This window comes from Streptomyces swartbergensis (genome assembly GCF_002148965.1).
In the GTDB taxonomy this organism is placed as follows: domain Bacteria; phylum Actinomycetota; class Actinomycetes; order Streptomycetales; family Streptomycetaceae; genus Streptomyces; species Streptomyces swartbergensis.
This window is the reverse complement of the sequence record NZ_NGFN01000313.1, coordinates 1-10,094: the sequence shown is the minus strand read 5'-3', so window position 1 is coordinate 10,094 and position 10,094 is coordinate 1. Positions and strand designations below refer to the sequence as shown.

The 10,094-nt window shown below is 70.7% G+C and carries 11 protein-coding genes and 2 pseudogenes; 10 read left to right on the top strand and 3 right to left on the bottom strand.

The features are described 5' to 3' along the window. The coding region (locus CA983_RS34295) for a hypothetical protein (protein WP_143645625.1) at positions 1-214 on the bottom strand (214 nt) is incomplete at its 3' end. A 188-nt stretch (positions 215-402) separates the two neighbouring features. Here CA983_RS34295 and CA983_RS34290 point away from each other — a divergent pair. The 6 genes and pseudogenes from CA983_RS34290 (at position 403) to CA983_RS34265 (ending at position 6,598) form a co-directional block, all read left to right on the top strand. Continuing rightward, positions 403-1,647 carry a L,D-transpeptidase gene (locus tag CA983_RS34290; protein ID WP_086604670.1) on the top strand — a complete coding sequence of 415 codons (1,245 nt, stop codon included), beginning with the start codon at positions 403-405 and terminating at the stop codon, positions 1,645-1,647. A gap of 155 nt (positions 1,648-1,802) precedes the next feature. Continuing rightward, complete coding sequence (locus CA983_RS34285; protein ID WP_167407516.1) at positions 1,803-3,029, top strand: L,D-transpeptidase; 1,227 nt, start codon at positions 1,803-1,805, stop codon at positions 3,027-3,029. Positions 3,030-3,109: 80 nt separating this feature from the next. Then, the gene (locus tag CA983_RS34280) at positions 3,110-3,877 is read left to right on the top strand and encodes an enoyl-CoA hydratase/isomerase family protein (protein ID WP_086604669.1); all 768 of its coding nucleotides are present in this window, start codon (positions 3,110-3,112) and stop codon (positions 3,875-3,877) included. A gap of 168 nt (positions 3,878-4,045) precedes the next feature. Further along, positions 4,046-4,654 (top strand): ATP-binding protein, encoded by a 609-nt coding sequence (locus CA983_RS34275; RefSeq protein ID WP_086604668.1) that lies wholly within the window; start codon positions 4,046-4,048, stop codon positions 4,652-4,654. A 112-nt stretch (positions 4,655-4,766) separates the two neighbouring features. Continuing rightward, positions 4,767-5,945: a YncE family protein gene (locus CA983_RS34270; RefSeq protein WP_086604667.1), complete on the top strand. Its 1,179-nt coding sequence runs from the start codon at positions 4,767-4,769 to the stop codon at positions 5,943-5,945. 93 nt (positions 5,946-6,038) lie between these two features. Further along, positions 6,039-6,598 (top strand): annotated as a pseudogene (locus CA983_RS34265) (scabin-related ADP-ribosyltransferase). On the opposite strand, the gene CA983_RS34260 reads toward CA983_RS34265, so the two are convergent. After that, on the bottom strand, positions 6,552-7,223 hold the full coding sequence (locus CA983_RS34260) for a GNAT family N-acetyltransferase (RefSeq protein WP_086604666.1): 672 nt from the start codon (positions 7,221-7,223) through the stop codon (positions 6,552-6,554). The pseudogene CA983_RS34265 and the gene CA983_RS34260 overlap by 47 nt on opposite strands. Before the next feature lie 47 nt (positions 7,224-7,270). On the opposite strand from CA983_RS34260, the pseudogene CA983_RS34255 reads away from it, so the two are divergent. The 3 genes and pseudogenes from CA983_RS34255 (at position 7,271) to CA983_RS34245 (ending at position 8,868) form a co-directional block, all read left to right on the top strand. Beyond that, positions 7,271-7,776 (top strand): annotated as a pseudogene (locus CA983_RS34255) (helix-turn-helix domain-containing protein). Positions 7,777-7,824: 48 nt separating this feature from the next. Further along, the gene (locus CA983_RS34250; protein WP_059422708.1) at positions 7,825-8,037 is read left to right on the top strand and encodes an EF-hand domain-containing protein; all 213 of its coding nucleotides are present in this window, start codon (positions 7,825-7,827) and stop codon (positions 8,035-8,037) included. A gap of 168 nt (positions 8,038-8,205) precedes the next feature. Continuing rightward, positions 8,206-8,868: an NADPH-dependent F420 reductase gene (locus CA983_RS34245; protein ID WP_086604665.1), complete on the top strand. Its 663-nt coding sequence runs from the start codon at positions 8,206-8,208 to the stop codon at positions 8,866-8,868. Between the two features lie 21 nt (positions 8,869-8,889). Here CA983_RS34245 and CA983_RS34240 read toward each other — a convergent pair whose 3' ends face one another. Next, positions 8,890-9,501 carry an IS5 family transposase gene (locus tag CA983_RS34240; protein ID WP_425276495.1) on the bottom strand — a complete coding sequence of 204 codons (612 nt, stop codon included), beginning with the start codon at positions 9,499-9,501 and terminating at the stop codon, positions 8,890-8,892. Here CA983_RS34240 and CA983_RS34235 point away from each other — a divergent pair. Continuing rightward, positions 9,489-10,094 (top strand): TerD family protein (locus CA983_RS34235; RefSeq protein ID WP_143645624.1); only part of this gene is annotated, 606 nt, incomplete at its 3' end. The two genes, CA983_RS34240 and CA983_RS34235, sit on opposite strands and share 13 nt — an antisense overlap.

The following is a 10,094-nucleotide window of genomic DNA, read 5'->3' as shown; positions in this document are numbered from 1 at the left end:
CTTCGGCCCCGCCCGCCCACAGGGCGAAATTGGTCCCGGCCACCCCGTCCGGGCCGACCCGGAACCGGGCGCCGAGCGGCGTCGGCGCGCCCGGCCGGGCGGCCACCGTGGGCGGCGGCGCGGCCCGCCGTGCGCCGTTCACGGCGGCGGCCTGGCGCCCGTTCCCGGTGGCCTGATGACCGGCCACCGCCTCCTGCTCGGCTGCGCTGGACACCTGTCAGCCTCCCGCGGCTCGTGGAACGACGGGGGACAGAGGGGTGCGGTCCTGTGCTCCGGCCCGGGTCGCGGCTCCCCTGCGCGTCGTCCTCCCCACTGTTCTGCCCAGAGCATGGGTCGCACTCACGTTTCCCCGGGGGCGGGCATGGTCGTTTCCCGGGGACGAGGCCGGTCGTTGGGCACCTCGTGAGGCACGTACAAGGGCGCGCGCGGCGCGCGAGGGCCGCGCTGGCCGCCGTAGTGACATGGGCAGGGCTCCTGACCGGGGCCACCGGCTGTACCTCGGACGACGCGGGCGGGATCGCCGGGGCGTTCGGCGCGCCCCCGGCGCCCGACGACGTCATCAGGGTCTCGCCCGACGACGGCAGCAGGGGTGTGCGCCCCGGGAAGAAGCTGCGGGTGCACGTGCCCGACGGCAGGCTGGAGTCGGTGAAGGTCGTCCGGTCGCAGGACGCGCAGGAGTCCCCGGTGCCCGGGCACCTCTCCGCCGACGGACTGACCTGGGAACCCGACGACGAGCGGCTCGCGCTGGCCGCCAGGTACACGATCGACGCGGTGGCTGTGGACGGCGACGGACGCCGCTCCGCCCGGCACACCACCTTCACGACGTACGTCCCGGAGGAACGCTTCATCGGCTACGTCAGCCCGGAGAACCGGGCCACGGTCGGCACCGGCATGATCGTCTCGCTGGAGTTCAACCGGAAGATCGCCAACCGCGCCGCCGTCGAACGCGCGGTGCGGGTCACCGCCCGCCCGGCCGTCGAGATCCGCGCGCACTGGTTCGGCCGCAGTCGCCTCGACTTCCGCCCCGAGCACTACTGGAAACCCGGCACCCAGGTCACCGTCGCCCTGCGCCTGCGGGACGTCGAGGGTGCGCCCGGGGTCTACGGCCTCCAGCACAAGACGTTCTCCTTCACCGTCGGCCGCAGCCAGGTCTCCGTGGTCGACGCCGCCCGGCACACCATGGAGGTGCGGCGCGACGGCGAGGTGCTCGCCACCGTGCCGATCACGGCCGGCGCCCCGAAGACCACCACGTACAACGGCAAGATGGTGGTGACCGAGATGCTCGAGGTCACCCGGATGAACGGCGCCACGGTCGGCTTCAAGAAGCGCAACGGCAAGGGCGAGTACGACATCCCGGACGTCCCGCACGCCATGCGCCTGACCGACTCCGGCACCTTCCTGCACGGCAACTACTGGGCGCACCGCACGGTCTTCGGACGTACCAACGTCAGCCACGGCTGCGTCGGGCTGCGCGATGTGAAGGGCGGCGGTTCGGACACTCCTGCCGGCTGGTTCTTCGACCGCAGCCTCATCGGAGACGTCGTCGAGGTCGTCCACAGCAATGACAAAAAGGTCGCTCCCGACAACGGGCTCGGAGGTTGGAATATGGGATGGAATGCATGGAAGGCGGGCAGTGCGGTGAAGTAGCGCGACAGGGGGGCGGGTTGACCCGCTGTTTCGTTGGGACTGAACAGTGACAATCGCAGGCCATCGGGGTGCGGCGGCTGTGGTTACTATTCGCCGGTGCGCGGGGGACGCGCAGGGGTGCGGGCCTGATCAGGTCCGCTGGAGGGGAGAACAACTTGAACGGGCGACCGATATCGGGGGCGTCGGTTGGCGGCAGGCACGGACTGCTCGCGCTGATACTGGGGGTGCTGCTGCTCGCCGTCACGGCGTGCGGCGGCGGGGGGACCGGCTCCGGTTCCGGCGCGGGCGCCGGCAAGGACGCGGACGCCGCGCAGAGCAAGCAGTCCGAGGCCGTCATCGGCATCACCCCCAAGGACGGCGCCAAGTCCGTCGACACCAGCGGGACGCTGAAGGTGACCGCCGCCAAGGGCAAGCTGACCGAGGTCGAGGTCAAGGACGCCAAGGGCAATAAGGTCGACGGCGAGATATCCGGCGACGGCGCCACCTGGACGCCGTCCACCCATCTGGCCGCCGCCACCAAGTACACGGTCCACGCGGTCGCCAAGGACTCCGAGGGCCGCACGGCCGCGGAGGACGCGGGCTTCACGACCCTGACGCCGAAGAACACCTTCATCGGCACCTTCACCCCCGAGGACGGCTCCAAGGTCGGCGTGGGCATGCCGTTCTCCATCCGCTTCAGCAGGGGCATCACCCACCCGGACGACGTCGAGAAGGCCATCCGCATCAAGACGGAACCGGCCGTGGACGTCGAGGGCCACTGGTTCGGCAACGACCGTCTCGACTTCCGCCCCGAGAAGTACTGGAAGCCCGGCACCAAGGTGACCGTCGACCTCGCCCTCGACGGTGTCGAAGGCCGCCCCGGCGTCTACGGCGAGCAGGACAAGAAGGTCGAGTTCACCATCGGCCGCAACCAGGTCTCGGTCGTCGACGCCAAGAAGCTCACGATGAAGGTCATGCGCGACGGCGAGGTCATCAAGACCATCCCGGTCACCACCGGCAAGCCCGGCATGGAGACCTGGAACGGCCAGATGGTCATCAGCGAGATGCTCCCGGTGACCCGGATGAACGGCGAGACGGTCGGCTACGGTGGCGAGTACGACATCAAGGACGTCCCGCACGCCGTGCGCCTCACCACCTCCGGCACCTTCCTGCACGGCAACTACTGGGCGGGCGGCGCCTTCGGCAACTACAACGCCAGCCACGGCTGCATCGGCCTGCGCGACGTGCGCGGCGGCTGGGACAAGAAGGTGCCGGCCGCGTGGTTCTTCAACCACTCGATGGTCGGCGACGTGGTGATCGTGAAGAACTCCGAGGACCGCATCGTCGACCCGGACAACGGGCTCAACGGCTGGAACATGTCGTGGGAGAAGTGGAAGAAGTAGCTCTCTGACCTGACGAGGAGGCCCTGGTGTGACGGACCGCACCAGGGCCCTTGTCGTTAGCCCCCGTTAACCTGCTGCCTATGACCGTCTCTCTCGAAGTCGCTGAAGGCGTCGGCACGCTCCGTCTCGACCGCCCGCCCATGAACGCGCTGGACATCGCCACACAGGACCGGCTGAAGGAACTCGCCGAGGAGGCCGGGCGCCGCGAGGACGTGCGGGCCGTGGTGGTCTACGGCGGCGAGAAGGTGTTCGCGGCGGGCGCGGACATCAAGGAGATGCAGGCGATGGACCACACCGCGATGGTCCTGCGCGCCCGCGCCCTCCAGGACTCGTTCACGGCGGTGGCCCGGATCCCCAAGCCGGTCGTCGCGGCCGTGACCGGCTACGCGCTCGGCGGCGGCTGCGAACTCGCGCTGTGCGCGGACTTCCGCATCGCCGGCGAGAACGCCAAGCTCGGCCAGCCGGAGATCCTGCTCGGCCTGATCCCCGGCGCGGGCGGCACCCAGCGCCTGGCCCGCCTGGTCGGCCCCTCCAAGGCCAAGGACCTGATCTTCACCGGCCGGATGGTGAAGGCCGACGAGGCGAAGGAGATCGGGCTGGTGGACCGGGTCGTGCCCGCCGACGAGGTGTACGCGCAGGCGCACGCCTGGGCGGCGAAGCTGGCGCACGGCCCGGCCCTCGCGCTGCGCGCCGCCAAGGAGTCGATCGACACGGGCCTGGAGACGGACATCGACACGGGCCTGGCGATCGAACGGAACTGGTTCGCGGGCCTGTTCGCCACCGAGGACCGCGAGCGCGGCATGCGCAGCTTCGTGGAGGAGGGGCCGGGCAAGGCGAAGTTCCTCTGAGCTCCCCCTCTCAGGGCTTGCAATTGACGCCGCGTCTGATCCGGGTCCCTCGATGGGGCGGTTCATGCAGCCTTGAGGCGGCCTTGAGCGTGTCCGGTCGAGGGAGTCCGCCGCTCGCCCCGCAACGGGCCGTCGTCGCAGGTCAGACGGGCTGCGGGCGATTTCGACATGCCGATTGCACATGCCGTCGGCTCGCCGGTCCGCACCCCGTTCCCGGGGGCGTATTCCGCGGGAACGGCCCCCGAGGGCGCGCCGGGCGGCCATGATGGGGGCATGGCGGGGCTGGAGGGTATGGAACAGCCGCGGGGACACGCACATGCGGCCGCGGCGCGCTGGTCGCCGACCGTCGAGGACGAACGCGCGCTGAAGGCGCTGGAGTTGTACGGCAACCCGACGGAGGCGGAGGTGTCACTGCCGTCCCGCCCCGAGTCCGCGGCCACCGCCAGACGGCTGACCCAGGTCGTCGTCATGTGCCACTGGGGCCTCACCCCCAAAACCACCGAGGACGCGGTCTTACTCGTCTCCGAGCTGGTGGGCAACGCCGTACGCCACACCGGCGCCCGTGTCTTCGGGCTGCGCCTGGACCGGCGCCGCGGCTGGATCCGCGTCGAGGTCCGCGACCCGTCCCGGGGGCTGCCCTGCCTGATGCCGGTGCAGGCGATGGACATCAGCGGCCGGGGCCTGTTCCTCGTCGACAAGCTGGCCGACCGCTGGGGGGTCGATCTGCTGCCCCGCGGGAAGACCACGTGGTTCGAGATGCGGGTCACCGACCGCTGAGGACTCCTCGCCGGCTGCCGGACCCGACGAGGGGCGTGACCTGCGACAGCTCGCCTGGCCGCCGATCGGGCGAATCACTGGTTTCCCCGCGAAGCGGACCTTAAATGGTGGAATGCACCGCCACCTTGTCAAAAGCGCCCTCGTCGTGGGCGCCGCCCTCGCCTGCCTCGCCGCCTGCGGCACGCAGGGCGGGGAACGGACCTCCGAGGCACGCGGCACCAAGGCCGCCGTGCCCGCGCCGCGCGAGAAGAAGCCTGTTCAGGGGCTGCCCGGGATGCCTCCCGTCCTCGACCCCGAGGACGTGTACGCGGCCGACCGCCCGAACAAACTGTCGCCCGTGGTCAAGGATTTCCCGTCCCGGGTCTACGTCCCCAACACCGAGTCCGACACCGTCTCCGTCATCGACCCGAAGACGTACGAGATCATCGAGACGATCCCCGTGGGCCGGCAGCCCCAGCACGTCGTCCCCTCCTGGGACCTGAAGACGCTCTGGGTCAACAACAACCGCGGCCACACCCTCACCCCGATCGACCCGAAGACCGGCAAGGCGGGCAAGGAGGTGGAGGTCCACGACCCGTACAACCTCTACTTCACGCCGCACGGGAAGTACGCCGTCGTCATGGCTTCCCTCGACCGCGAACTGGTCTTCCGCGACCCGCACACCATGGAGCGCAAGAAGACGGTCCCGGTCTCCTGCTACGGCGTCAACCACGCCGACTTCTCCCTCGACGGCCGCTACTTCATCGTCTCCTGCGAGTTCAGCGGCGAACTGCTCAAGGTCGACACCGAGAAGATGAAGGTCGTCGGACAGCAGCGGCTGCCGTTCGAGGGCGCCATGCCGCAGGACGTGAAGGTCTCGCCCGACGGCAAGAAGTTCTACATCGCCGACATGATGGCCCACGGCATGTGGGTCCTGGACGGCGACAAGTTCACCGAGCCCACCCTGATGCCCACCGGCAAGGGCTGCCACGGCCTGTACGTCAGCCGCGACTCCCGCGAGATGTACGTGTCCAACCGCGGCGAGGGCACGATCTCCGTCTTCGACTTCACGCAGGACAAGCTGACCAAGAAGTGGCAGCTGCCCGACGGCGGCAGCCCCGACATGGGCGGCGTCTCCGCCGACGGCAAGGTGCTGTGGCTGTCCGGCCGCTACGACGCCGAGGTGTACGCCATCGACACCCGCACCGGCACCCAGCTCGCCCGCATCCCCGTCGGCAGCGGCCCGCACGGCCTCGCCGTCTACCCGCAGCCCGGCCGCTACTCGCTCGGCCACACGGGAATCTTCCGGTGAGAGCCATCCGCCGTCCACCGAGGGGCAGTTGACACGCCTCTGATCGGGTGAGGGTCCCCGGCCCGGCGCCGCGGACCCGCGATCGCGCACCGCGTGATCACCCGCAGCCTGCGGTGGCGCACCGCTGCCGCCGCCCTCTCCCTCGCGGCCGTCCTCACGACCACGGCCGCCACGCGTGGCGGCGGTGCTCCACCGCCGTGGCGGGCCAGGCGCCCACGGCTTCCGCGGCTTCCGTGACGGCGGCCGCCAAGCCCGCCGCCCCCGGACCGGCCGCCTGTCCCGTCCAGTTCGACGACAAGGTCAAGGCCGCCACCGACCGCCGGGTCCAGGTCGACCGCATCATCCCCGACCCGTCCTGGCGCACCACCTGCGGCACCCTCTACCGCGCCGGCGGCCGCGGCCCGTCCGTGGTCTTCGAGGAGGGCTTTCCGGCCCAAGGACGTGGTCAACGGGCAGTACGACCTGGAGAAGTACGTCCTGGTCAACCAGCCGTCCTCGGTGACACCCACAAGTGGGCCGACCAGCAGGAGGTCGCCTTCCCCGGCGGCATCGCCCGCGAGTACATCGTCGGCGTCTGCCCGGTCGACAAGCAGACCAGGACCGAGATCATGAGCGAGTGCGGGAGCGACCCGCACCACAAGCCCTGGCACTGAGCAGCACCTCCGAGCCCACGGGCCGGTAGCCGGCCGCCTGGAACGCCCGCAGACTGCGGGCGTTCCCCGCCGCCACCTGAGCCCACACCGGCGCGCCTTGGGCCAGGTGCCGCCCCGCCGTCGCCAGCCGCCGCCCGAGCCCTCGGTGCCGTGCCCCCTCGTCCACCTCGACCGCGACCTCCCACCGCCCGGCCACGCCACGGCCCAGCACGAGCACCCCGCCGTCCGCCGCCCACACCCGCACGTCGTCACGCCGCCGGCGTGCGGACGCCACCCGCGGATGGCCGGGGTCGTCGATCTCCGCCAACGCGAGCGGAGGCTCCCCGGGCAGCGCCGCACCGGTCAGCAGCACGTCGACCGTGTCGGACGCACGGCCCGTCCGGTCCATCAGCGCCGCCAGGAAGCGGGCGTTCATCGTGGCAGCGAGCCGGTCGCAGTCGGTCCCGGCCAGCGTCCGGCGCACCCAGTCCGGATCCTCGTCCGTGAAGACGACCGAGTGAGCCGTGAAGGCGATGACCCCGGCGTCCCGGGGGGAGGGCCGGCTCACGATCGTCGTCCCGCCGTCCGCCGGCGGGAAGACGCCCCGCTCCGCCGCGTCGAGAATGTCCCGCAGAGTTTCCGCCACCGAACCTCCTTGAGTCCCCACCCACTGGAACGCCCAGACTCCCAGACATGATCGACGACGGCACCGGACTGCTCACCATCGGCGAACCGGTCCGGGCCACCGGCCTGACCGTGCGCACCATCCGGTACTGGCCCGACGAGGGCGCACTGCCCCCGGTGGCCCGGTCCGCGGCGGTTACCGGCTGCACGACGCCGCGTCCGTGGCGCGTCCGGAGCTGATCCGGACGCTGCGCGAACTCGGCCTCGGGCCGGCGGACGCCCGCCGGTGCTGGGTCCGGCGCGGAGGAGACGACACTCATGAAATGCGGAACACCGCCGCCGACCTGCCCGAGGAACCGGCACCCGAGCAGCCGGAGGCCGCTCAGGTGCTGTGCGAGCTGCTGGGCGACGCCGGCTCCGTCACCGTGCTGGAGCGGCTGCGGTCGCACGCCACCGACCGGGTCGCCCGCTACCGCGAGTTGCCGGCCGTCGTGAAGGGAACCGGGCCCGACGCGGCGTACCGCGAGGAGTTCGCGTGGGTGGTCGCCGCACTGGAGGCGCACACGGGCAGTTAATCTGACCTGCGTCAGCAAGACGCGGAACACGAGAGTAGGGGCGGATCGGTGGCGGACATCGAGGAAGCACGCAAGCAGTTCGAACAGATCGACACGGATGGTGACGGATTCATCACCGCTGCCGAGTTCAAGTCCGCCCTGGCCCGGTCCGGCGACTGGAACGTCACCGAGTCGGTCGCCGAGGTCGTCATCAAGACCCGCGACCTCGACGGCGACAAGAAGCTGAGCTTCGACGAGTTCTGGGGCTACCTGAACAAGTGACGCCGGCGCTCCGGCGCCGCGAGGAGTGGGGCCCGGTCCGTCCTCGGACGGACCGGGCCCTCGTCATACCCGCCGGAATAGCCCACCCGCTCCGGAGGTTGACCCCGATCACGAAGGCCCCGCGAGAGGCCCAGGCGTCACCGATCCCCGGAAGGGCGAGGCGAGGACATGAAGATCGGCATCATCGGAGCCGGCAACATCGGCGGCAATCTGACCCGGCGGCTCACCGCCCTCGGTCACGACGTGTACGTCGCCAACTCCCGGGGCCCGCACACGCTCACGGCCCTGGCGCAGGAGACCGGCGCGACGCCCGTGACGGTCGAGGAGGCACCGCGGGGTGCCGAGATCGTCGTCGTCACCATCCCGCTGAAGGCGGTCCCGGACCTGCCGTCCGGCCTGTTCGACGGGGCGGCGGACGGTGTCGTGGTCATCGACACGGGCAACTACTACCCCCGGCAGCGGGACGGCAGGATCGCCGAGATCGAGGACGAGGGCATCACCGAGAGCCGCTGGACGGAACGCCAGATCGGCCACCCCGTGATCAAGGCCTTCAACGGCACGTACGCCCAGGACATCCTGGACCGCCCGCTCCCGGCAGGCGACCCCGACCGCATCGCCCTTCCGGTGGCCGGCGACGACGAGGCGGCCAAGAGCAAGGTGCGGGACCTGATCGACGAACTCGGCTTTGACACCGTCGACGCGGGCGGCATCGACGACTCCTGGCGCCAGCAGCCCGACACCCCGGTCTACGGCCTGCGCGGTGGCGTCGAGGCGGTCACGAAGGCCCTGGCGGAGGCGTCCCCGGAACGGAAACCGGAGTTCCGCGGCTAGGGCCTGTTGTGAAAGTGCTGGTCATAGCCATTCGTTGATGGCTGCGACCAGCACGGTCGCTTCGAAGCGGACGGAGAGTTTGTCGTAACGAGTGGCGACGGCCCGGTGTCGCTTGAGGCGGCTGATTCCGCACTCGACGGCGTGCCGCTGCTTGTAGTCGTCCTTGTCGAACGTCGGCGGCCGCCCACTGCGCGATCCGCGCTTGAGGCGGTTACGGACACGGTCCGCCGGGAGCGGAATGGTGGCCTTGATCCCGCGTCTACGCAGGGAGGAGCGGTTTCCGCGGGAGTCGTACGCCTTGTCGGCCCGGACCCGGTCCGGGCGCTTGCGCGGCCTGCCGAGCCCCAGCCTCGGGACCCGGATGGCTTCCAGGACCGCTTCGAACTGCGGGGAACCGCCCCGCTGCCCGGCCGTGATCACGACGGACAAGGGCTTCTGCCCCAGCTCGACCGCGAGGTGAATCTTGCTGGTCAGTCCGCCGCGGGATCGTCCGAGGCCGTGGGCGGCCGGCTCGACGAAGACACCACCGGGCGGTTCCTTCTGGATGCTCTGGGTAGCCGTGTGCGTGTAGTTGTGTATCGGACGGTCCCGGTGCCGGGTTCTCTGGGCAGACTGGGCGCATGACAGCGACATCGATGACCAAAGGCGGCAACCTTCCCGTCACCGCCAAGACGGTGCAGGTCGAGCTCGGCTGGTCCGGGGGCCCCGGTGCGCCGGATGCCGATGCCTCGGCGCTGCTGCTCCGTGCCGACGGGCGGGTGAGGGATGACGGGGACTTCGTCTTCTACAACCAGCCCCAGCATGCCTCGGGTGCCGTGCGTCATCTGGGGAAGCGGCGGAACGGTGGCGGTACGACGGACACCGTCGGCGTGGATCTGGGGGCCCTGGAGCCGGAGGTCGAACGGGTCGTTCTCGGCGCTTCCGCGGACGGGGGCACCTTCGGCCAGTTGTCCGGTCTGCGGCTGCGGCTGCTCGACGCCGGGACGGGTGGGCAGCTGGCGTTGTTCGAGATGGAGGCAACGACGGAGACGGCGTTCATCGGCGGAGAGTTGTACCGGCGGGCCGGTCAGTGGAAGTTCCGCGCGGTGGGACAGGGGTACGCGTCCGGACTCGCGGGGCTGGCCACCGACTTCGGGATCAGCGTGGACGAAGAACCGGGCGCCACCGCGTCGACGGCTTCCTCCGCACCCACGTTCCCGTCCGCGCCCGCCGCCCCGGCGCCCACG

Excerpts from the sequence above, each read along its gene's own strand:
- CA983_RS34280 (WP_086604669.1), top strand. The coding sequence starts at position 3,110 with ATGACCGTCTCTCTCGAAGTCGCTGAAGGCGTCGGCACGCTCCGTCTC.
- CA983_RS34275 (WP_086604668.1), top strand. The coding sequence starts at position 4,046 with ATGCCGATTGCACATGCCGTCGGCTCGCCGGTCCGCACCCCGTTCCCG.
- CA983_RS34270 (WP_086604667.1), top strand. The coding sequence starts at position 4,767 with ATGCACCGCCACCTTGTCAAAAGCGCCCTCGTCGTGGGCGCCGCCCTC.
- CA983_RS34245 (WP_086604665.1), top strand. The coding sequence starts at position 8,206 with ATGAAGATCGGCATCATCGGAGCCGGCAACATCGGCGGCAATCTGACC.
- CA983_RS34240 (WP_425276495.1), bottom strand. The coding sequence starts at position 9,501 with ATGTCGCTGTCATGCGCCCAGTCTGCCCAGAGAACCCGGCACCGGGAC.